Source organism: Streptomyces sp. NPDC059989, from assembly GCF_042736975.1.
GTDB lineage: Bacteria > Actinomycetota > Actinomycetes > Streptomycetales > Streptomycetaceae > Streptomyces.
In genome coordinates, this window is the sequence record NZ_JBHWUO010000004.1 from 87,481 (window position 1) to 108,644 (window position 21,164).

The following is a 21,164-nucleotide window of genomic DNA, read 5'->3' on the forward strand; positions in this document are numbered from 1 at the left end:
CACCCGAACGGGGTCGTCCATGCTCAGCCGAATCGCCGCCGCCGTCGTCCCCGCCTGTGGGCGGCTGACGGTCACCGCCGACCCCGTGGCACGGCCCGCCGCGGGCAGCATCTTCGTCGCCAACCACACGTCCCTCGCCGACCCGGCCGTCGTGGTCGCCGCGCTGCGCCGGTACGGGGTCGAGCCCGTCATCCTGGCCACCAGCGGCCTGTGGCGCGTGCCGCTGCTCGGGCCCGCCCTGCGCCGCGAGGGCCACATCGCCGTCCACCGGGGCACCCACCGCGCCGCCGACTCCCTCGACGCGGCGGCCGTCGCCCTCGCCTCAGGCCGCAGCGTGCTGCTCTACGGCGAGGGCCGGCTGCCGGGCCGCCGTGACGCGGGGGAGTCCGCGCCCGGCCCCTTCCGCAGCGGCCCGGCCCGGCTCGCCGCCGCGACGGGAGCCCCCGTCGTCCCCGTGGGCCAGGCCGGCGCCCGCCGCCTGTGCTCCGGCAGCCGCGCCAAGCAGCTCGCCGGAGCCGCCACCGCCCCGCTGCGCAGGCCCGGCCTCCACGTGCACATCGGCGTCCCGCTCCGGCTCCCCGACCGGGTGCCGGAGGCGACGGACCGGGCCCGCGAGGCCGTCACCGCCGCCTGGCGGACCGCGGCCCTCGCGCTCGGCGAGCCGGTGCCGGCCGGTCAGCGCCGGTGCAGCGTCTGCAACGCCTCGACCAGCACCTTGGGGTTGTGCTGCCCCTTGTAGACGGGCGGCGGCTGCCGGTCGAGCCCGAGCAGGCCGGCCACCGCCGTCCACGCCGTGCGCACGGAGTACTCGACGGTGAAGACCACGTCGTCGGGGACTTCCGCGTACTGGCCGATGAACGCGAGGTTGGTCGAGCCCTCGGGGACCACCCGCGGCCGGTCCCCGCCCGAACGGACCAGGAACTGGCTGGTGATGTAGGGCATCAGGGACGGGATCACGACCGACCCGTCGAGGATCTGCTGTCGCTGCTGCTCGAAGCGCAGATGCCGGAGCACCTCGTCCAGGATCTCCCGGCCGGTGCACTGTGACATGGGCTTCTTGACGAAGTCCCCGTCGCGCCCCGGGAACAGGGCGTACCCCCACCACACGAAGGTGTCCTCGGGCTGACCGCGGAAGTGCGGCTGGTGGTTGAGGACGATCGTCAGCAGCCAGCGGGAGTCCTTGAAGGTGATCAGGCCTCCCTTGCCGGCCTCGCTGCCGCTGAACTCCTGCATCAGCTTGAAGAAGGTCGGGTCCTTGGTCGTGACCGTGAAGGACTCCCACGTGGAGTCCTCGACGGAGGAGTCGAAGACCGAAGGGTCGCCGAGACCGGGCCGTTTGGCGGCGAGGGTCTCCCACAGCCGCCAGGAGCCGGACTCCCGGGAGGTGTCGGGGGCGGGTGGCGCCGCGTCCGTGGTGCCGAGCGTCGAGTCCGCGGTCATCGACCCGTTGGTCACCATCACGAGGTCGCCCGGGCCCACCTCGGTCCGGCCGCTCCGCCCGTCGCGCTGCCATTCGACGGCCTCGACGGTCAGGGCATCGCCCGCGGCCAGCCGCAGGTCGGTGACCCGGGTGCCCAGTTGCACGGTCACGCCCTGGTCGGTCAGCCACTTCAGCAGGGGCCGCACGATGGAGTCGAACTGGTTGAACCTCGTGCGGTAGATGCCCGACATGGTGTCGAAGGTCTTGAAGAGGTGGACGAACCGGTTGAGGTAGCGGCGGAACTCGATGGCGCTGTGCCACGGCTCGAAGGCGAAGGTCGTGCACCACATCCACCAGAAGTGGGTGGTGAAGAACTCCTCGCTGAAGCAGTCGGTGATGCGCTTGCCGTCGAGCTGGTGCTCCGGCGTCGCGACGCACCGGACGAGCTCCAGGCGGTCCCGCTCGGAGAAGGTCATCGTGTGGGCGCGGACCACCGTGCCCTCCGCGTCGACCAGGCGGGCGTGGTCGTCCCAGGCGAACTCCTCGTGGAAGGCGAAGGTGTCCTCGGTGACCGACTTCGATGGGTCGTCCAGGGACGGGATCGAGCCCAGCAGGTCGTACGTGCAGTCGAAGTGGATCTCGAACATGCGGCCGCCGCGCATGGTGTAGCCGTCCTCCGGCGACCCCGCCGCGTCCAGGCTGCCGCCTTCGCGGTCCTGTTCCTCCAGGATCACGATGTCGCGCCCGTCGAAGCCGCCCTCACGGATCAGGAACGCTGCCGCGGACAGCGAGGCGATCCCGCTCCCCACCAGATAGGCCTTGGCCATCCCGGTACCTTTCTCGACCGCCAGGGGAGTCCTGGACGGCTCAGACAGTACCGATTCATCCCGTTCTGCAGGTGTATGGCGCGGCCGGGGAGGGCGAGGCCTCGGTCAGGATCAGCGGTCCCGGCCGACCCGCCGGCCGGTCGCTTCAGCGCGTGCTGTGCGGGAGGACCACGTGGGACGCGACCTCGCGGTCGGCGTCGGTGTCGATGAAGGACACCATCAGCGGGGTGCTGCCCGTCGGCCCGCCCGCGGTCGCGCGCAGCCGGTAGCGCTCGACGCGGACGCTCTCGCGGGCGAGCGGACCGCCGCCGGCGTACATCGACTCCGGCATGTGGTCGTTGGCGATGCGCAGGGCCGCCGCGCGCCAGCTGCCCGAGGCCTGGTCGAAGTGCTCCAGTACGAACCCCGGTCCGCTGCCCGGCTTGTCGCCCGGTTCGCCGACGAGGATCTCCATCTGGAAGGCGACCAGCAGATGCCCGTACGCGGCGGAGTTCCCGTTCCGCAGGGTGACCGTGAACTCCTGCGCCGCCCCGCCCCGTACGAGGGAGAGCCCGCCGCCCCGGGTGTCGACCGCGACCGTCAGCCGGGTCGGGGCGGGAGGCGGGGTAGCCGCCCGGGTCGTGGGCGGGGCCGACGGCGCGGAGGGCTCGCCGGACGGCGTACCGGACGCGGAAGCGGAGGGGGAGGCGGACCCGGAGGCCGAGGCGGACGGCGAAGAGGACGCCGTCGCCGAGGCAGACGGGGATGCCGAAACGGAGGCGGCCGCCGGGCCCGTGCCGCTCTTGTCGCCGCATCCGGTCAGGCCCGCCAGCAGGACGGCGGCCGCGGCAGCGGCCGACAGCACCCGGTGGGGTGCGGCAGGTACGGGCATGAGAACGGTTCCCCCAAGGTCGGTCGGCTGAGGCAGGAACCTAGCAATCCCCAGCTCCGCCGACGAGTCCGTTCGGGCCTCGAGGCGGCGACGGTTCGGTCACGGCCGCGCCCGCCGCGCCTCGGCCATACGCCTCGGCCATACGCCTCGGCCGTTCGACCCGATCGTCCGGGTCAGACGTTCAGGGTGGCCTCCAGGACCGTGACCGCGTCCCCGGTCAGGTGGACCCGGTCACCCTGGAGCGAAGCCCGGACCAGGCCCGTCCGCGCGGAGGCCTGCAGACCGGTCAGGCTGCCGCGGCGGCCCTGCCGCGCCGACCAGTACGGGGCCAGAGCGGTGTGGGCGCTGCCCGTGACCGGGTCCTCGGGAATGCCCTCGGCGGGGGAGAAGAAGCGGGAGACGAAGTCGTACTCCGCATCCGCCGAGGCCGCCGCCGCGGTGACGACGATCCCGCGCAGTTCCTCGCGCCGCGTCAGTTCCGCGAGGGCCGCCAGGTCGGGCCGTACCGCGCGGACGGCGGCCTCGTCCGGCAGCACCGTCAGCAGATCGCCCAGCGCGCCCGTACGCAGCGTGGCCACGGGCCGCACTCCCAGGGTCTCGGCGAGCCCCTCCGGAACGGGGACCTCAGTGGCGGGGGCCGCCGGGAAGTCCAGGGTGATGCTCCCGTCCTCCCCGGCGCGAGCGGCGAGGGGGCCGCTGAACCGGCTGTGGAACCGCACCGGGCCGTTCAGCAGCCCTTCCCGGCGCATCGTGTGGACCGTGGCCAATGTGGCATGGCCGCACAGATTGGTCTCGACGAGCGGGGTGAACCAGCGGATCTCCCAGTCGGCCTCGCCCCCGGCCGGAAGCGGCAGGGCGAAGGCCGTCTCCGAGTGGTTCACCTCGGCGGCGATCCGCTGAAGCCACAGGTCGTCCGGCCACTCCCCGGCCGGGAGCAGACAGACTCCGGCAGGGTTCCCGGAGAAGGGGCGGGTGGTGAAGGCGTCTACGATCTGGATGCGCATGCCGTGAACGTAGCCGGGCCAATCATGCTCCGGGGAAGGCCAATTCCCGGCAAGTGGCCTGCCGACCGGTGCCGGAGGTGGCTCAGGTCCTCAGGTCAGGGCTCAGGTCAGGGGCTTCTCGAAGTTGAACGCGGTCACGGCCATGCGCTCGCGGAAGTAGAAGCGGTGGGCATCGGTCCGCTGGGTGCCGGAGTCCAGGGTCAGCGCGGTGCAGCCGGCGGCCCTGGCGTGCTCCTCCAGGTGGGCGAGCAGCGCGTGGCCGACTCCGCCGGAACGGGCGGCGGCGGAGGTGACCAGGTCGTCCACGTAGAGCTTGCGCACCAGGTAGGTGTTGGCGACGACGCGCCAGCCGGCCGCGCCCACGCACGCACCCTGCGCGTCGTACGCGGCGGTGAAGCGCAGTCCCTGGCTCTGCCCCTCCGCCAGGACGGAGAGGAACAGCTCCTCCGTGAGGTGGGGGCGGAGCTCGGTCAGTACGGGGAGCAGGTCCTGCGTCAGCCGCGAGTCGCCGGGCTCAAGGTCGATGATCTTCATGAGGTCAGCGTAATGGTGCCGCGCGCACCGGGCGTGGGGGCCCCGGTGGCCGGGAACCGGGCCCGCACCGTGAGGCCGCCCTCCGGACGGGCCCGCGCCGTCACCGCGCCGTGGTGGGCCACCGTGATGGAGCGGACGATCGCGAGCCCCAGTCCGTGGCCCGAACCGACCCGCGGCCGCGCCCGGTAGAAGGGCTCGAAGAGCCGGTCGACCGCGCTCGCCTCCACCGGCGGGCCGGTGTTCTCGACCTCCAGAACGAGCTCGTCATCCCGGCGCAGGACCGCCAACCGCACCCGGCCGCCGGGGAGGTTGTGGCCGATCGCGTTGTCGAGCAGGTTCGCCACCAGTTGGCGCAGCAGCGCCGCGTTCCCGGGCAGCGGGGCGCCCGCCCGCGCGTCGGTCCGTACGGTCACCCCGCGCTCCGCGGCCGCGGGCGCCCGCTCCCGCGCCACCTGCCGGACCAGCGAGGCCAGATCCACCGGATCGGGGTCGAAGTCGGCGTGTTCGGCGCCCGCGAGGTCCAGCAGGGCCTTGACCACGCCGATGTTGCGTTCGTTGGTCTCGCGCAGCATCGGCGCCAGCTCGGCCAGCTCCTCCCCGCTGCTGTCCTCGGCGGCGATCTGGAGGATGGCCCGGGTGGTCGCCAGCGGGGTGAGCAGCTCGTGCGAGGCGTTCGCCGCGAACCGCCGGTGCGCGGCGAAGGACTCCTCCAGGCGCGCCAGCATGTCGTCGAAGGTGTCGGCCAGCTGCCGCAGTTCGTCGTCGGGGCCGCCGGCGTCGATGCGGTAGGAGAGGTTGCCGTCGCGGGCCTTCACGGCCGCCCGGCTCACCTCGCGCAGCGGGGCGAGCAGCCGGCGCGAGACCATCCACCCGGCGCCCAGCCCCACCGCCGTGATGACCAGCACCCCGGCCGTGGAGACGCCCAGCACGGCCGCCCACACGTCCTGCTTCGTACGGACCATCTTGGTGGTGGCGACGCCCTCGAACTGCGTGCCCTTGGCCGCCTGGACCACCTGCGGCGCGGGCACCCAGCCGCCGGGCGCCGGCGCCGTGGTGCCCGCAGGGTCCCGCTGTACGGGCAGGTCGTAGGTGGGTACGTAGCGGATGCCCACGTAGATGATCGTCACCATCAGTGCCGCGCACACGACGAGCGCCCCCGCGAAGCCGGCGAACAGCCGTCCCCGGATGCCCAGCCGGCGCAGCCGCGGCCACCGCAGCCCCGGCCGTGTCCGCCCGGGCCCGAGCGCCGGCCGTGTACCGCGCCGCCGGCTCACGCTTCGCCGAGGTAGTAGCCGGCGCCCACCGCCGTCCGGACGAGCTGCGGCTCGCCCAGCTTCCTGCGCAGCGTGTGCACCACCAGCCGTACGGCGTTGGTGAAGGGGTCGGTGTGCGCGTCCCACGCCTTCTCCAGCAGGTGCTCGGAGCTCACCACCCCGCCCTCGGCCCGCATCAGCAGCTCCAGCACGGCGAGTTCCTTCGGCGTCAGCCGGACGTCCGTGCCCGCCCGCGCGACCCGCCGCCGGTGCGTGTCGAAGGTGACGTCCGCGAAGGCCAGTACGGGCGCGTACGCGATCGGGCTGCGCCGGTACAGCGCCCGCAGCCGGGCCACCAGCTCGGGGAAGTCGAAGGGCTTGGCCAGGTAGTCGTCGGCGCCGAGCGACAGCCCGGCCACCTTGTCGCCCAGCCGGCCCGCCGCCGTGAGCATGAGGATCCGGCAGCCGGGATCGAGGGTCTGCAGGCGCCGGCACACCTCGTCCCCGTGCACCTCGGGCAGGTCCCGGTCCAGGACCATCGCGTCGTAGTCGTTGACGGCCAGGTGGTCCAGGGCGGCCTGCCCGTCGTGCACGACGTCGACGGTCATGGCCTCGCGGCGCAGCCCGATCTCCAGGACCCGGGCCATGTACGCCTCGTCCTCCACCACCAGTACGCGCACGTGCCCGCCCCTCCGTCCGTCCGTCTTCGTCCTCGACTCCGTCGCCGACCTGGATATCAGAGCACGGATATGAGCGGTGTTTGATTCCGGCCCGATCGCTTCCGCCGACCGAAATGCGGCTCAAATCCCCGGGAATCTAGCGTGGTTCTCCGCTGCCGCGAAACGAATTCCGGCAGTTGTCGGAAGGATGAGAAATCAATGAATTTCATTAAACGGGCGTGGTGGCGGCTGGCGTCCCAGCTCGGCAAGACGGTGATGCTGACCGGGCTCTTCTTCGTGATCTGCACCCTCGTACTGTCCGGATTCCTCATCCAGGCGGCAGCGGCGCGCGCCGCCGAGAGCGCCAAACAGAGCGTGGGCGCGGTCGCCACCATGCAGCTCGATCTCAATGCCCTGCTCAATTCGGGTAAGGGGACCAAGAACGACGGAGCGAGCCCCGGACTCATCGGCCCCGGCGGTGACCTCCACCGCAATCTCGTCGACCGGATATGCACGTCCTCCGTCGTCGCGCAGTGCAACTACAGCACCGACTCCGGCGCCGCGCCCACCGACCGGATGAAGCTCTACGAGCCGGTCCCGCTGCCCGCCGGACAGAAGGACGACGGCCTCGACTTCTTCAAGGCCGGAGGCATCCGCGACCTCGACGCCCTGCCCTCCTTCCGCAACGGCGACGACAAGCTGGTCTCCGGCAAGGGCATCAAGCCGGACAGCGCGGGCGACATGGTCGTCATCGAGGAACGCCTCGCCACCGCGAACCACCTCCAAGTCGGCGACCGGATCAGCCTCCAGGTCGGCAACGCGCCCGCTCCCGGCCAGGAACCGGACGAGCGGCAGTTCGAGTTCGTCGTCGGCGGCATCTACCGCAGCGCCACCCCCGACTCCGGCCGGTACGTCCCCGCGATGATGGACCCCGCCAACCAGATCTACGTGACCCCCGAGGGCGGCAGCCGGCTGCTGGGCAAGGACACCGGAGCCGACGGCGGCGTCGTCAAGTCGGCGACCTTCACCCTGCGCAGCCCCGCCGACCTCGACCGGCTCAAGGCCGACGCCAAGGCGGCCGGGGCCGACCTGAGCGTCTTCCCGCTGACCGTCAACGACAAGGCGTACAGGACGCTGGTCGGCCCGATCACCAAGACGGCCTCCTTCGCCACCGCCACCGTCTGGCTCGTCGCCATCGCGGGCACCGCGATCCTCGCGCTGATCGTGGCCTCGAACCTGCGCGAGCGCCGCAAGGAGCTCGGCATCCTGATGTCGATCGGCGAGAAGAAGCCGAAACTGCTCGGCCAGCACCTCGTGGAGGTCGCCGCCTGTGCCGTGGTCGCCATCGGCCTCGCGGCGGCGGGCAGCCAGTTCCTCGCCCAGGCCATCGGCGACGAACTGCTCGCGGGCGAGGTCTCCTCGGCCAGGGACCAGGCCGCCTCCGACCGGCAGGGACCGGACCTCGCCAACTCGCTGGGCGGACCGAAGTCCGCCGCCGGCGACGGGGAGGAGGCCGAGCCCATCGACCGGATGGACATCCGCGTCGGCCCGGCCGACATCGGCAGGATCGGCGCGACCGGTCTCGGCATCGCCGCACTCGCCACCCTCATCCCCGGAATCCGCGTCCTGCGCCTCACCCCCCGCGACATCCTCTCGAAGGGCAACTGACCATGGCGGCGATCCTCGAACTGGCCGGCGTGAGCCACACCTACCGCTCCGGAACCAGCCGGCGCACGGTCCTCAAAGGCATCGACCACCGCTTCGAAGCGGGCCGGATGTACGCGGTGATCGGCCCCTCGGGCAGCGGCAAGACCACCCTGCTGTCGCTGGCCAGCGGCCTCGACACGCCCACCGCCGGCACCGTGCGCTTCGACGGCCGCGACGTACGGGAGATCGGCCTCGGCACGTACCGCAACCGGCACGCCGCGACCGTCTTCCAGTCCCTGAACCTGCTGACGTACATGACGGCGGTTCAGAACATCACCTCCGCGATGGAGATCACCCGGGTCAAGGGCGGCCGGCACAAACGGCGCGCCGTCGAACTCCTGGATCTCCTCGGCATCGACCGGGCCGACCAGCACCGCCGCACCCTCCAGCTCTCCGGCGGCCAGCAGCAGCGCGTCGCCATCGCCCGCGCGCTCGCCTGCGAGGTGGACGTCCTCTTCGCCGACGAGCCCACCGGTGCCCTCGACCACGAGACCGCCGCCGACATCATCGAGGTGTTCCGCACACTGGCGCACGACGAGGGCAAGTGCGTCATCGTCGTCACCCACTCCCAGCAGGTCGCCGCGGCCTCCGACGAGATCCTCCGGCTCAAGCGGGGCAAACTCGCCCCCCAGTAGGCGGAGCCCGCGCGTCCCGCCGTCCGGATGACGGACAGCGGTCACGGTTGTCAGACCGCCCACTTACTCTTGATCACGTGAGTCCGACCCCTGAAACCCCTGACAGCCAGGCCCCCGAACGTCCCCTCGCCGAGATCAACGCCGACATCCGCGGCCTCTTCGCCCGCGCCGAAGGACGCCTGTCGGACGCGGAGCGCGTCCGGCACGCGGCGCTCCTGGAGGAGTGGGCCGCGGCGATAAAGGCCTCGGTGGTCCCCGCCGCGTAGCGGCCGCGCCCCCGTCGCGCCGTGGCGAGTCGAACCGCGCCGTTCCGCACCGCGCCGTGTCGGACCGATGAATCCGCCGGCCGGCCGCAGTCTTCCTTACGAGCCCCCGCGCCAGGCCCCCTCCTCCCGGCGCGCCGCACGCACGAGAAGGTGGACCATGAGCGACCTGCACAGCCTCCTGAAGGCCCATGTCGACGACGGCTCGCTGCCCGGCGCGGTGGGCCTCGTGGCCCGCGGCGAGGACGTCGAGGTAGCGGCAGCCGGCTCTCTCGACACCGCCGGCACCGCCCCCATGGCACGCGACTCCCTCTTCCGGGTGGCCTCCCTCACCAAGCCGGTGACCGCCGCGGCCACGATGACGCTCATCGAGGACGGCCTGCTCTCCCCCGACTCCCCGGTGGCGCGCTGGCTGCCCGAACTCGCCGCGCCGGTGGTCGTGCGCACCCCGTCCTCCCCGGTCGACGACGTGGTTCCGGCCGACCGCCCGATCACCGTCGGCGACCTCCTCACCTTCCGCGCCGGATACGGCTTCCCCGCCGACTTCTCACTGCCCGCCGTGGCCCTGCTGTTCACCGAGCTGAAGCAGGGCCCGCCCCACCCCGAGCAGGTCGCGGGGCCCGACGAGTGGATGGGGACCCTGGCCCGCATCCCGCTCCTGCACCAGCCGGGCCGTGCCTGGCTGTACCACACCTGCTCCGACATCCTCGGCGTCCTCATCGCCCGCGCCGCCGGACGGCCCCTCCCGGACCTGCTGGCCGAGCGCGTCTTCGAGCCGCTCGGGATGCGGGACACCGCGTTCGCCGTACCGCCGGGGCAGCTCCACCGCTTCACCAGCGCCTACCGGGCCGCCCGGGACGGCGGCGGAACCCTGGAACTCGTCGACGCGCCCGACGGCCAGTGGAGCACCCTGCCGCCGTTCCCCTCCGGAGGGGGCGGTCTGGTCTCCACCGCCGACGACCTGCTCGCCTTCGGCCGGATGCTGCTCGCGGAAGGCGGGTACGGGGGCGGGCGGCTGCTCGCGCCGGAGTCCGTACGGCAGATGACCACCGACCACCTCACCGCGGCGCAGCGCGAGGAGGGCGCGCTCTTCCTGGAGGGCCAGGGCTGGGGATTCGGCGGCTCGGTCGACATCGCCCGCACCGACCCCTGGAACGTGCCGGGCCGCTACGGCTGGATGGGCGGCACCGGCACCGCCGCCCACGTGGTCCCCTCCACCGGCGCGGTCACCGTCCTCCTCACCCAGCGCGAACTGGCCGGCCCCACCGCGCCCGCCCTCATGCGGGAGTTCTGGACCTACGCCTCCACGCCCTGACCGAAACACCCTGCGCCCACTCCCGCGAGACCCGGGCCCCCGGCATCATGGCGGCATGACGACCGACTCCCGCGCTCGTTCGTTCAGTTCCGCGGCCGCGCGCTACGCCGCCCACCGGCCCTCCTACCCCGCTTCGCTCTTCGTGGCCCTGGCGGAACTGGCCGGCTTCCCGCTGGCCGGGGCGCGGACGGCCGACGTGGGGGCGGGCACCGGAATCGCCACCGCCCTGCTGGAGGCGCACGGGGCCCGCGTGGTCGCGGTGGAGCCGGGGGAGGGCATGGCCGCGGAGTTCCGGCGGCGCAATCCGCGGACGCCGCTGGTGCGCGGGGACGGCAACCGACTGCCCCTCGCCTCCGGCGGCACCGACCTTCTGACGTACGCGCAGTCCTGGCACTGGACCGACCCCGACCGCGCCGTTCCCGAGGCCCTGCGGGTGCTGCGCCCCGGCGGGGCGCTGGCGGTCTGGTCGAACGATCCGGACGTCTCCGTCGGCTGGATCGCCGATCAACAGGCCCGCATCGAACGGCGCTTCGGCCCGGGCTGGTACATCAACGAGCGGGCCCGCCCGCAGGACGGGCTTCGCTTCACCACCCGGCTCCTGCCGTGGTCGCGCCGCGTCCCGGTCGACACGCACCTGGCGAAACTGTCCACGCACTCCCTGTTCCTCATCGGCGAACCCGGCACGGACGCCTTCCTCGCCGAGGAACGCGCCCTCCTCATGGACCGGTTCCCGGACGGGCTGGTGGACGAGCACTACGTGGTGGATCTGAGCCTGGCGGTGCGAGCGTAGGGCTGATCGGGTGAAGCAGCGGAACCCGGCGGGGATCCGGCCGTTGATCAAGGCGCTTACCACCGTGCACTCGTGCAACAGAAGGACCAATGATGATCAAGAAGATGATGGCCACCGCCGCCGCCACCGCCTCCATCCTCGGCGCGGGTGCCGCCGTGGCCTCCCCGGCCATGGCCATCGGCAACGACGAAGGCATCACCACCATCAACGGCAACGGTTCCCAGCAGATCTACGGCAACCAGAAGACGCACGGTGACCTGAGCCCGCAGCTCGGCCTGGTCCAGGGCACGCTGAACAAGCCCTGCATCGGTCTGCCGGCGAAGGTCAACGCCCAGTCGCTCCTTGCCTTCGTCAACATCGGTGTCCAGGACATCAACGTCCTGTCCAACCCGCAGAACCAGCAGTGCACCGAGAACTCCACCCAGGCCAAGGGTGACGAGCCGCTCTCGCACATCCTCAGCAACATCCCGGTCCTGTCGGGCAACCTTTCGGCCGGCAGCTGAGACTGCTCCCTCTGCGAGCCGGGGCCTCCGACGCCTGCGCGAGTGCCCACGGGGCCCCGGCTTGTTCCCCCCGGATCCACGGATCCGTCCCATCCGCAGGCGTGCGACGCCGGCCGCGAGGCCGGCGGTCCGGGCACCGGTCCTCACGTCACAGAGCCTCCCGTCCACTCGGACGGGAGGCTCTGTGACGTGCCGGACGGATCCTCAGAAGGGCTTCGTCGGCAGGTACTTGCCGTCGAGGGTGATGACGGCGCGCTCGCCGCCCTCGGGATCGGCGACCTTGCGGACGTCCAGCCTGAAGTTGATCGCGCTGATGATCCCGTCGCCGAACTGCTCGTGGACCAGGGCCTTCAGGGTGGTCCCGTAGACCTGGAGCATCTCGTGGAAGCGGTAGATCGTCGGATCGGTCGGGATGCCGCCGGGGATCGAGCCGCGCGTCGGGACCGTCCGCAGGAGCATGACCGCGTCCTCGTCCAGGTCGAGCAGCGCGGCGACCGACCGAGCCGCCGCCTCGGGCAGGGCGTGCTGGCCCAGCAGTGCGGCGGTGACGAAGGCGACCGACAGGCCGGTGGAGTCGGCGAGCTGCTGCCAGGAGAGGTCCTTGCGGGTCTTGGCCTCGACGGCGGTGACGGCCAGAGCCTGGCGGGCGGCGGGGTCGAACTGGGCGTGCAGCATGGGAGAGGTGTCCTTCTGTGGGAGGGGGGTCGGGGGTGCGGAGCGGGCGGGGGCCTCAGCCGGCCGGGACGGCCGTCGGGTCGCCGACCTCGGCGACGCCCCCGGTCGGGATGTCGTAGACCCAGCCCCGCAGGGTGAGCCTCCCCTCGGCCCGGGCGCGGGCGACCGAGGGATGCGTGGCCAGGTTCGCCAGCTGGGCGGCGACGTTCTCGCGGATCAGCGCGGCCACCCGGTCGGGGCCCGCGCCCGCCGTACGGGCCACCGAGGCGTCGGCGTGCCGCAGCCAGCCCGCGACCGACGCGGCCCCGCTCAGATCGGCGCCCTCGGCCAGCGCGGTCATCGCCCCGCAGGCGGAGTGGCCGCACACGACGACACCGGTGACGCCGAGGACGGCGACGGCGTACTCGATGCTGGCCGTCACCCCGTCCGGGCCCGGTGCGTAGGCGGGGACGAGATTGCCCGCGGTGCGGACGACGAACAGCTCGCCCGGCTCGCTCTGGGTGATCAGTTCCGGCACCACGCGGGCGTCGGAGCAGCCGATGAACAGCGTCGACGGTCGGTGGAGCTCGGCGAGGCCCGCGAAGAGCCGCGCCTTGGCCGGGAAGACCTCGTGCTGGAAGCGCGCGACGCCGTCCGAAAGGTCCTGCATGGTCACTCCCTCTGGTGGGATGCGCCCCGCGGGGCTTGACGTGTTCCACCATGCATGAGCTGCATCTATTGTGTCCAAGACGCATGATCCATGTCTGCTATCGATGTCATCTATAGTGCAGTCCATGGCCCTGGAACTGCGTCACCTGCGCTATCTGATCGCCGTCGCCGAACACGGCAGCTTCACCCGCGCCGCCGAAGAGCTGAGGATCTCCCAGCCCACCCTCTCCCAGCAGGTCCGGCAGCTCGAACGCGCCGTAGGAGTACAGCTGTTGGACCGCACCGGGCGCGCCGTGCGGCTCACCGACGCCGGGGCCACCTACGTCCACTACGCGCGCGGCGCCCTACGGGACCTCGCGGCCGCCGAACGGGCCGTCACCGACCTGGCGGACCTCTCCCGCGGCCACCTGCGCCTCGCCCTGACCCCCACCTTCACCGCGTACCTCGTCGGCCCGCTCACCGCCGAGCTGTACGCCGCGCACCCCGGCATCACCCTCGACGTCCGGGAGATGCCCCAGGACCGCATCGAAGCGGGCCTGCTCGCCGACGACCACGACCTCGGCTTCGCCTTCGAGGGACCGCACCTGCCCGGAATCTCCGCGACACCCCTGTTCACGGAGACCCTGGGCCTGGTCACCGCCGTCGGGGCCGCCGCCGACGCCGCCTCGACCGCCGCGGAACCCCTGCCCGTACGCGACCTGGCCGGGCGCCGACTGGCCCTGCTCAGCGGGGACTTCGCCACCCGCGGGCACGTCGACGCCTACCTCGCCGCCCACGGGATCCGCCCGCACGTCGCGGTGGAGGCGAACTCCGTCCAGGCCCTCGTCGAGATCGTCCGGCGCACCCCGCTGACCACCGTGCTGCCCGACGCCGTCACCGACGACCATCCGCACCTGCGCCCCGTCCCCCTCGACCCCCCGCTCCCGTCCCGGACGGTCACCCTGCTGCGCCGGGAGAGCGCCTACGAGAGCGCGGCGGCCCGCGCCTTCACCGCACTCACCCGCGGCCTGGTGCGCGCCCGGGGCTACCGCCCGGCCCCAGGGGGTGTCGCAGAGCCGACCTCGTGACTTTTCCCCGCTGTAGCGCTCACAGGGCCTACGGGCTGTTGCACGCGCGGAGTGGGGGTGTCAGCGTCGGGACATGACCACCGACCCACAGCGCTTCGAGATCCTGCTGGTGCCCGAGCACGTCAAGAACCGGCCCGGCGCTCCCCGGCCGGACCACCCCCTGCGGTCGGCCGTGGTCGAGGCGACCGGCAAGACGGGCGCCTCCGGCTACCCCCGCTACATCGGGGAGGGCATGGAGGCCGACATCGACCCGGCCACCCGTACGGTCGAGAAACTGCTCGTCGACGGCTCCGAGCTGGACCCCGGGCTGACGGCCCTGGTGGCCCCCGAGCCCGGGAAGGGAACGGAGCGGCGGCAGTAGGGCCCGCCGGCGCAGGGGGCGCTCCCCGCCGGTCCGGGCCCAGCCGCCGTGCCGCGGGCGGCGGGCCGCCTCACCCCGGGACGGCCGAGACCGCCGGGGCGATGCGCTGCCCGCCCGCGTACACGTTCATGGAGTCGCCGCGCAGGAACCCGACCAGGGTCAGGCCCGACTCGGCGGCCAGGTCGACGGCCAGCGCGGACGGGGCGGAGACGGCCGCCAGGATCGGGATGCCCGCCATCACCGCCTTCTGCGCCAGCTCGAAGGAGGCCCGCCCCGACACCAGCAGGACCGCGTCGGACAGCGGCAGCCGCCCGTCGCGCAGCGCCAGCCCCACGATCTTGTCGACGGCGTTGTGCCGGCCCACGTCCTCGCGTACGTCGATCAGCTCGCCGGCGGGGGAGAAGAGCGCGGCGGCGTGGAGCCCGCCGGTACGGTCGAAGACCCGTTGCGCCGCCCGCAGCCGGTCGGGGAGGCAGGCCATCAGCGCGGGCGTGATCCGCACCGGCGGGCCGTCCGTGAGCGCGAACCGGGACGCCGTACGGACCGCGTCCAGGCTCGCCTTCCCGCACAGACCGCAGGAGGAGGTGGTGTAGACGTTGCGCTCCAGGGTGATGTCGGGGAGCGCGACCCCGTCGGCGAGGGCCACGTTCACCACGTTGTAGGTGTTGGAGCCGTCCGCGGTCGCGCCCGCGCAGTAGCTCACCGACCGCAGCTCGTCGGCGCGCCCCAGGACCCCCTCGCTCACCAGGAATCCGGTGGCGAGCGCGAAGTCGTCCCCCGGCGTGCGCATGGTGATGGCGAGCGGCTTCCCGTTCAGCCGGATCTCCAGGGGCTCCTCCGCGACGAGGGTGTCCGGGCGGCGGTCCTGCCGGCCGCCGCGGATGCGGAGCACGGGGCGACGTTCGGTGACCCTGCCCACGGCTCAGTCCACCCCCTGTCCCTGGACGTGGGTGAAGCCGAAGCGGCCCTTGATGCACAGGTTCCCGTGCGTCACCGGATTGTCGTGCGGGGAGCTGACCTTGACGATCCGGTTCTCCTGGACGTGCAGGGTGAGGTTGCACCCGACACCGCAGTACGCGCACACCGTGGTCGTCTCCGTCTGCGCCGACTCGTCCCAGGTCCCGGCCTCCCGCATGTCGAACTCGCTGCGGAAGGACAGGGCCCCGGTCGGGCACACCTCGATGCAGTTCCCGCAGTACACGCACGCCGACTCGGGCAGCGGGGCCGCGTACTCGGTGGAGATCCGGGCGTCGAAACCGCGGCCGGCGACCGTGATCGCGAAGGAGTTCTGCCACTGGTCCCCGCAGGCGTCCACGCACTTGTAGCAGAGGATGCACTTGCCGTAGTCCCGCACGTACAGGTCGTTGTCCTTCTTCGGCGCCTCGTTGACCCGGGCCGCGTCCGGACCGAAGCGGTCCGGCTTGGCCTCGTACTCCTTGAGCCAGCCGCCCACCCCCGGTGTCGTGGACAAGTCCACGGAGGAGGCCAGGAGTTCGAGGACCAGCTTTCTGCTGTGCCGGGTGCGGGCCGTGTCCGTACGGACCACCATGCCCGGTTCGGCCCGGCGGGAGCAGGCCGGCGCGAGCGTACGGGCTCCCTCGACCTCGACCACGCAGACGCGGCAGGCGTTCTTGGGGGTGAGGGTGTCCCCGTGGCACAGGGTCGGCACGTCCGTACCCCGGGCCCGGCAGGCGTCCAGGAGGGTGGACCCCTCCGGAACCCGCACCGGGGTGTCGTCGAGCGTGAACTCCACCAGCCTGCGCGGCGGCCCCAGCGGAATCGCGGTCATCGGTAGACCCCCAGACGGTCGATGGCGGACTCGACGGCATTCCACGCGGTCTGCCCCAGACCGCAGATCGAGGCGTCCCGCATGGCCGCGCCGACCTCGCGCAGGAGGGCGATGTCCCCGGCCGCGGCGGCCCCGGTGGCGTCCTTGATGCGGTGCAGCGCCTCCTCCTGGCGGACGGTGCCGACCCGGCAGGGCACGCACTGGCCGCAGGACTCGTCGCGGAAGAACTCGGCGATGCGCAGGAGGATGCGGGGGAGTTCGACGGTGTCGTCGAGGACGAGCACCACCCCGGAGCCGAGGGTGGCGCCGGCGGCCCCGGTCCCCTCGAAGGTGAGCGGGATGTCCAGCTCGTCGGCCCGTACGAAGCCCCCGGCCGCCCCGCCGAGCAGTACGGCGCGCAGCGCCCGGCCCTCGGGGACCCCGCCGGCGAGCTCGTACAGCTCGCGGAGCGTGGCGCCGAAGGGGAGCTCGTACACGCCGGGGCGGCGGACGTTGCCGGAGACGCAGAACAGCTTGGTGCCGGCTCCGTAGGCGGCCGGGCCCTGGAGCAGGATCGGCAGGACGTTGACGAGGGTCTCGACGTTGTTCACGGCGGTGGGCTTGCCGAAGAGGCCCTTCTCGACGGGGAAGGGCGGCTTGGTGCGGGGCTCCCCGCGGTACCCCTCGATGGAATTGAAGATCGCGGTCTCCTCGCCGCAGATGTAGGCGCCGGCGCCGCGCCGGATCTCGATGTCGAAGGCGTAGCCGTGGCCGAGTACGTCGGGGCCTAGCAGTCCGCGGGTGCGGGCCTGGCGGACCGCGTGCTCCAGGCGGGCGAGGGCGCGGGGGTACTCGCCGCGGAGGTAGAGGTAGCCCTTCGCGGCGCCGGTCGCGTAGCCCGCGATGGTCATCGCCTCGATGAGGGCGTACGGGTCGCCCTCCATCAGGACCCGGTCCTTGAAGGTGCCGGGCTCGCTCTCGTCGGCGTTGCAGACGAGGTAGTGGGGGTGGTCGGGCTGGGCCGCCGTCGCGGCCCACTTCCGGCCGGTGGGGAACGCCGCCCCGCCGCGGCCGAGCAGTCCGGCGTCCGTGACGTCCCGGATGACTCCGGCGGGGCCGAGTGCGAAGGCCCGCCTGAGGGCCGTGTACCCGCCGGTGGCCCGGTAGGCGTCGAGGTCTCCGGGGTCGACGACCCCGACCCGTCTCAGGAGGCTGAGGCCCGCCCTTCCGGCCTGCGGCACGGCTGCCGAGGGCTCCGCCTCGGGCTCCGCGGTGCGGGGGTCGGCGGCTGCCTCGGACAGGGCGGCGGGGGTGGCGGGAGCGACGACGGCGGCGGCCCGGGGCGGTGGCCCTGCGGGGCTTTCCCCCACCCCGCCCGGCGTTTGAGGGCACGGGCGCGGAGCGCACGTATGGGGTCCGGGGCGGAGCCCCGGTTTCGGGAAGGGGCGGGGTGGGGGACGAGCTCCCCGCAGGGGGGCCCGCACGCAGGACCAGGGCCGCCGGGGCGCGTTCGCACAGGCCGAGGCAAGGGGACGGCTCGTACGCCGTGCCCTCGGCGTCGAGCGCGTCGCACAGCGCGGCGGAGCCGGAGGCCGCGCAGGCCAGGTCCGTGCAGACATGGGCAACCGTCGCCGCCCGCGGCGTCACCGACAGCAGGGAGTAGAAGGTCGCCACTCCGTACGCCTCCGCAGGAGGGACCGTGAGGCGGCGGCACACGTAGTCCAGCGCCCCCGGGCTGATCCACCCCACCCGGTCGTTCACCGCGTGCAGGGCGGGAAGGAGCAGGTCCCGCCGGTCACGGGCGGCCGCCGCCCCGCCCCGGGCCCACCGCAGGTCGTCCGGGGCGCGGAAGTCCCCGCCCTGCCACGGAGTCTCCGGCGGGCCCAGCAGCGCGTCCACCGCGCCCCGTTCCTCCGCCGAGGGGGCCGCGGTCTTCGAGAAGCTCAGGTCCATCAGCTCACCACCGCCAGCTTCTCGATCCGTACCGCCGAGGCCTTGAACTCCGCCGTCCCCGCGATCGGGCAATTCGCCTCGATCGTCAGCTGGTTGGTGTCGACCTCGTCCGGGAAGTGCATCGTCATGAAGGCCAGGCCCGGCCGCAGCGCCGGGTCCACCCACACCGGCGCCGTCACCGAGCCCCGCCGCGAGGAGATCCGCACCTGCTCGCCCACCCGTACCCCGTACGCCTCCGCGTCCTCCGGGGACAGTTCGATGAACTCGCCCCGGCGCAGCGGTGAGGCGTAACTGCCGCTCTGTACCCCGGTGTTGTACGAGTCCAGTCGTCGGCCCGTGGTGAGGCGGAGGGGGTACACGTCGTCGGTGAGGTCCACCGGCGGGTCGTGGCGGACCAGGCCGAAGGGGGCCCGCGGGCCGCGCGCCGTCTCGTCCGCCTCCCACAGCCTGCCGTGCAGGTAGGAGAGCGGCAGTTCGTCCGTGGAGGGGCAGGGCCACTGGAGGCCCTGGTGCTCCTCCAGTCGGTCGTACGTCATGCCGAAGTGGTCGGGGGACAGGGAGCGGAGCTCGTTCCACACGGCTTCCGCTCCGCCGAACTTCCAGTCGTGGCCGAGCAGTCGGGCCAGCGCGCAGATGATGTCGATGTCCTCGCGGGCCTCGCCGGGCGGGGTCAGGGCCGCCCGTACCCGCTGGACCCGGCGTTCGCTGTTGGTCGACGTCCCGTCCGTCTCCGCCCAGGCGGCGGTGGCGGGCAGGACCACGTCCGCCAGTTGGGCCGTCTTGGTGAGGAAGATGTCCTGGACGACCAGGTGGTCCAGGGCCCGCAGGCGCCGCAGGGCCTGCTCGCTGTCGGCTTCGGACTGCGCCGGGTTCTCCCCGATGCAGTAGACGGACTTCAGCGAGCCGTGCTCCATCGCCTCGAACATCTCCGTCAGCGTCATGCCGTAGCGGGGAGGGAGGACGGTGTCCCAGGCCGTCTCGAACCTGCGCCGGGCGGCCGGGTCGAGGAGGTCGTGGAAGCCGGGCAGGCGGTTGGGGATGGCGCCCATGTCCCCGCCGCCCTGGACGTTGTTCTGGCCGCGCAGCGGCTGCACCCCGGAGCCCCAGCGGCCCACGTGCCCGGTCAGCAGCGCCAGGTTGATCAGCGCGCGGACGTTGTCGGTGCCGTTGTGGTGCTCGGTGATGCCCAGGGTCCAGCACAGCTGGGCCCGCTCGGCACTCGCGTAGGCGTGGGCGAGTTCGCGGATCGCCGGGGCCGGGACCCCCGTCACCTTGGACGCGGCGCGCAGGGTCCACGGCTCCACCAGCTCGGCGTACTCGTCGAACCCGCTCGTCGCGCGCTCGATGAAGGCCCGGTTGGCCAGGCCGGCGTGGATGATCTCGCGGGCGATGGCGTGCGCGAGGGGGATGTCGGTGCCGACGTTCGGCCCGAGCCAGCCCTCCGCCCATTCGGCGGTGGAGGTGCGGCGCGGGTCGACGGCGTACATCCGGGCGCCGGCGCGGATGCCCTTCAGGACGTGCTGGAAGAAGATCGGGTGGGCGAAGCGGGCGTTGGAGCCCCACATCACGATCAGGTCGGTGACCTCCACCTCCTCGTAGGAGGAGGTGCCGCCGCCGGAGCCGAAGGCGGCCGTCAGGCCGGCGACGCTCGGCGCGTGGCAGGTGCGGTTGCAGGAGTCCACGTTGTTGGTGCCCATCACCACGCGTGTGAACTTCTGGGCCACGTAGTTCATTTCGTTGGTGGCGCGGGCGCAGGAGAGCATCGCGAAGGCGTCCGGGCCGTGGTCGTCCCGGGCGCTGCGGAATCCCGCCGCCGCCCGCTCCAGCGCCTCCTCCCAGCTCGCCCGGCGCAGTTCGCCGTCGGAACCGCGCACCAGCGGGTGGGTGAGGCGTTCGTACACCACGGGGGTGCGCTTCCTGCGTCCGTTCATCGGGGTCCCTCCCCTGAGGTGGTCGTGGCGAGCAGGTCGGCGAGGGCGTGCACGACCCGCAAGGTCGGTACGTCGGTCCCGGTGAGCGAGGCGAGTTCCACCACGGCGGCGAGCAGCACGTCGAGTTCGAGCGGTTTGCCCTTCTCCAGGTCCTGGAGGGTGGAGGTCTTGTGGTCGCCGACCCGCTCGGCCCCCGCGATCCGGCGTTCCACCGAGATCTTGGGGTGGCAGCCGAGGGAGGCGGCGACGTCGAGGGTCTCCCGCATCATCGACTCGACGAGGGCCAGGGTGCCGGTGTGCCGGCAGATCCGGGCCATGGTGGCCCGCGTCAGCGCGCTGATCGGGTTGAAGGAGATGTTGCCGAGCAGCTTGATCCAGATGTCGCTGCGCAGATCGGGCTCGACGGGGCACTTCAGGCCTCCGGCCCGCATGGCCTCGCTGAACTCCAGGCAGCGGCGCGAGACCGACAGGTCCGGCTCGCCGATGGAGAAGCGGGTGCCCTCCAAGTGCCGTACCACGCCCGGGGCTTCGATCTCGGTGGCCGCGTACACGACGCATCCGATGGCCCTGCGCGGCGGCAGCGTCGCACTGACGGCGCCGCCCGGGTCCACACTGTCGATGCGCCGTCCCCCGTACGGTCCCGGCAGCCCGTGGAAGTACCACCAGGGGATGCCGTTCTGGGCGGCGATCACCGCGGTGTCCCCGTGCAGGAGCGGATGGACCAACGGACCGCTGGTGGCATAGGAGTTGGCCTTGAGCCCGAGGAAGACGTAGTCGACGGGGCCGACCTCGCCGGGGTCGTCGGTCACGGGGGGCCGGGCGGTGAAATCGCCGCGTGGACTGAGGACGCGAACGCCGTCCCGGCGCATGGCGGCCAGGTGGGGCCCGCGGGCGATGAGATGGACCTCGGCGCCCGCGCGGTGGAGTGCGGCGCCCACATACGCGCCGATCGCGCCGGCGCCGACTATTGCGACTTTCAC

21 protein-coding genes and 1 pseudogene are annotated in these 21,164 nt (G+C 72.7%); 9 read left to right on the plus strand and 13 right to left on the minus strand.

Going from position 1 to position 21,164, the window contains the following annotated elements:
• The first annotated feature begins 19 nt into the window (after nucleotides 1–19).
• Nucleotides 20–739 carry a lysophospholipid acyltransferase family protein gene (locus ACFWBN_RS05140; protein WP_385170761.1) on the plus strand — a complete coding sequence of 240 codons (720 nt, stop codon included), beginning with the start codon at nucleotides 20–22 and terminating at the stop codon, nucleotides 737–739.
• Here ACFWBN_RS05140 and ACFWBN_RS05145 read toward each other — a convergent pair.
• The 6 genes from ACFWBN_RS05145 to ACFWBN_RS05170 form a co-directional block, all read right to left on the minus strand.
• Entirely contained in the window at nucleotides 676–2,247 is a 1,572-nt protein-coding gene (locus ACFWBN_RS05145) for an oleate hydratase (protein ID WP_385170764.1), read from the minus strand. The genes ACFWBN_RS05140 and ACFWBN_RS05145 overlap by 64 nt on opposite strands.
• A 145-nt stretch (nucleotides 2,248–2,392) precedes the next feature.
• Complete coding sequence (locus tag ACFWBN_RS05150; protein WP_385170766.1) at nucleotides 2,393–3,118, minus strand: hypothetical protein; 726 nt, start codon at nucleotides 3,116–3,118, stop codon at nucleotides 2,393–2,395.
• 173 nt (nucleotides 3,119–3,291) lie between these two features.
• Nucleotides 3,292–4,122, minus strand: coding sequence for a PhzF family phenazine biosynthesis protein (locus tag ACFWBN_RS05155; RefSeq protein ID WP_385170769.1), 831 nt, complete (start codon nucleotides 4,120–4,122; stop codon nucleotides 3,292–3,294).
• A 102-nt stretch (nucleotides 4,123–4,224) separates the two neighbouring features.
• Nucleotides 4,225–4,656 (minus strand): GNAT family N-acetyltransferase, encoded by a 432-nt coding sequence (locus tag ACFWBN_RS05160; protein ID WP_385170771.1) that lies wholly within the window; start codon nucleotides 4,654–4,656, stop codon nucleotides 4,225–4,227.
• Nucleotides 4,653–5,930, minus strand: coding sequence for a sensor histidine kinase (locus ACFWBN_RS05165; RefSeq protein ID WP_385170774.1), 1,278 nt, complete (start codon nucleotides 5,928–5,930; stop codon nucleotides 4,653–4,655). The genes ACFWBN_RS05160 and ACFWBN_RS05165 overlap by 4 nt, the downstream gene beginning before the upstream one ends.
• Entirely contained in the window at nucleotides 5,927–6,589 is a 663-nt protein-coding gene (locus ACFWBN_RS05170; protein WP_385170777.1) for a response regulator transcription factor, read from the minus strand. The genes ACFWBN_RS05165 and ACFWBN_RS05170 overlap by 4 nt, the downstream gene beginning before the upstream one ends.
• A gap of 198 nt (nucleotides 6,590–6,787) precedes the next feature.
• Here ACFWBN_RS05170 and ACFWBN_RS05175 point away from each other — a divergent pair, with 198 nt between their 5' ends.
• From ACFWBN_RS05175 to ACFWBN_RS05200, 6 genes are all read left to right on the plus strand, one after another.
• Nucleotides 6,788–8,236: an ABC transporter permease gene (locus tag ACFWBN_RS05175; RefSeq protein WP_385170779.1), complete on the plus strand. Its 1,449-nt coding sequence runs from the start codon at nucleotides 6,788–6,790 to the stop codon at nucleotides 8,234–8,236.
• A 2-nt stretch (nucleotides 8,237–8,238) separates the two neighbouring features.
• Nucleotides 8,239–8,910 carry an ABC transporter ATP-binding protein gene (locus ACFWBN_RS05180; RefSeq protein ID WP_385170782.1) on the plus strand — a complete coding sequence of 224 codons (672 nt, stop codon included), beginning with the start codon at nucleotides 8,239–8,241 and terminating at the stop codon, nucleotides 8,908–8,910.
• A gap of 77 nt (nucleotides 8,911–8,987) precedes the next feature.
• Entirely contained in the window at nucleotides 8,988–9,176 is a 189-nt protein-coding gene (locus tag ACFWBN_RS05185; RefSeq protein ID WP_385170784.1) for a hypothetical protein, read from the plus strand.
• Nucleotides 9,177–9,333: 157 nt separating this feature from the next.
• Nucleotides 9,334–10,488 (plus strand): serine hydrolase domain-containing protein, encoded by a 1,155-nt coding sequence (locus ACFWBN_RS05190; RefSeq protein ID WP_385170786.1) that lies wholly within the window; start codon nucleotides 9,334–9,336, stop codon nucleotides 10,486–10,488.
• Nucleotides 10,489–10,543: 55 nt separating this feature from the next.
• Nucleotides 10,544–11,278 carry a class I SAM-dependent methyltransferase gene (locus ACFWBN_RS05195; RefSeq protein WP_385170789.1) on the plus strand — a complete coding sequence of 245 codons (735 nt, stop codon included), beginning with the start codon at nucleotides 10,544–10,546 and terminating at the stop codon, nucleotides 11,276–11,278.
• Between the two features lie 92 nt (nucleotides 11,279–11,370).
• On the plus strand, nucleotides 11,371–11,781 hold the full coding sequence (locus ACFWBN_RS05200) for a rodlin (RefSeq protein WP_385171234.1): 411 nt from the start codon (nucleotides 11,371–11,373) through the stop codon (nucleotides 11,779–11,781).
• Between the two features lie 204 nt (nucleotides 11,782–11,985).
• Here the strand turns inward: ACFWBN_RS05200 and cynS are convergent, their stop codons facing one another.
• Both cynS and ACFWBN_RS05210 read right to left on the minus strand, forming a co-directional pair.
• Nucleotides 11,986–12,456, minus strand: coding sequence for a cyanase (cynS, locus tag ACFWBN_RS05205; RefSeq protein WP_385170791.1), 471 nt, complete (start codon nucleotides 12,454–12,456; stop codon nucleotides 11,986–11,988).
• A gap of 55 nt (nucleotides 12,457–12,511) precedes the next feature.
• Nucleotides 12,512–13,105: a carbonic anhydrase gene (locus tag ACFWBN_RS05210; RefSeq protein ID WP_385170794.1), complete on the minus strand. Its 594-nt coding sequence runs from the start codon at nucleotides 13,103–13,105 to the stop codon at nucleotides 12,512–12,514.
• A 124-nt stretch (nucleotides 13,106–13,229) separates the two neighbouring features.
• Between ACFWBN_RS05210 and cynR the strand changes: the two genes are divergently transcribed.
• Both cynR and ACFWBN_RS05220 read left to right on the plus strand, forming a co-directional pair.
• Complete coding sequence (gene cynR / locus ACFWBN_RS05215; RefSeq protein WP_385170797.1) at nucleotides 13,230–14,171, plus strand: transcriptional regulator CynR; 942 nt, start codon at nucleotides 13,230–13,232, stop codon at nucleotides 14,169–14,171.
• A gap of 73 nt (nucleotides 14,172–14,244) precedes the next feature.
• The gene (locus ACFWBN_RS05220) at nucleotides 14,245–14,532 is read left to right on the plus strand and encodes a hypothetical protein (RefSeq protein WP_385170799.1); all 288 of its coding nucleotides are present in this window, start codon (nucleotides 14,245–14,247) and stop codon (nucleotides 14,530–14,532) included.
• A 70-nt stretch (nucleotides 14,533–14,602) separates the two neighbouring features.
• Here the strand turns inward: ACFWBN_RS05220 and fdhD are convergent, their stop codons facing one another.
• From fdhD to ACFWBN_RS05245, 5 genes and pseudogenes are all read right to left on the minus strand, one after another.
• Nucleotides 14,603–15,451: a formate dehydrogenase accessory sulfurtransferase FdhD gene (gene fdhD / locus ACFWBN_RS05225; protein WP_385170802.1), complete on the minus strand. Its 849-nt coding sequence runs from the start codon at nucleotides 15,449–15,451 to the stop codon at nucleotides 14,603–14,605.
• 3 nt (nucleotides 15,452–15,454) lie between these two features.
• Nucleotides 15,455–16,321: a 2Fe-2S iron-sulfur cluster-binding protein gene (locus tag ACFWBN_RS05230; protein WP_385170805.1), complete on the minus strand. Its 867-nt coding sequence runs from the start codon at nucleotides 16,319–16,321 to the stop codon at nucleotides 15,455–15,457.
• A pseudogene (locus tag ACFWBN_RS05235) lies at nucleotides 16,318–18,253 on the minus strand (NADH-ubiquinone oxidoreductase-F iron-sulfur binding region domain-containing protein). The gene ACFWBN_RS05230 and the pseudogene ACFWBN_RS05235 overlap by 4 nt, the downstream one beginning before the upstream one ends.
• On the minus strand, nucleotides 18,253–20,184 hold the full coding sequence (locus ACFWBN_RS05240; RefSeq protein WP_385170808.1) for a molybdopterin oxidoreductase family protein: 1,932 nt from the start codon (nucleotides 20,182–20,184) through the stop codon (nucleotides 18,253–18,255). Before ACFWBN_RS05240 ends, ACFWBN_RS05235 begins: the two are co-directional and overlap by 1 nt.
• Complete coding sequence (locus ACFWBN_RS05245; protein WP_385170811.1) at nucleotides 20,181–21,164, minus strand: 2-dehydropantoate 2-reductase; 984 nt, start codon at nucleotides 21,162–21,164, stop codon at nucleotides 20,181–20,183. Before ACFWBN_RS05245 ends, ACFWBN_RS05240 begins: the two co-directional genes overlap by 4 nt.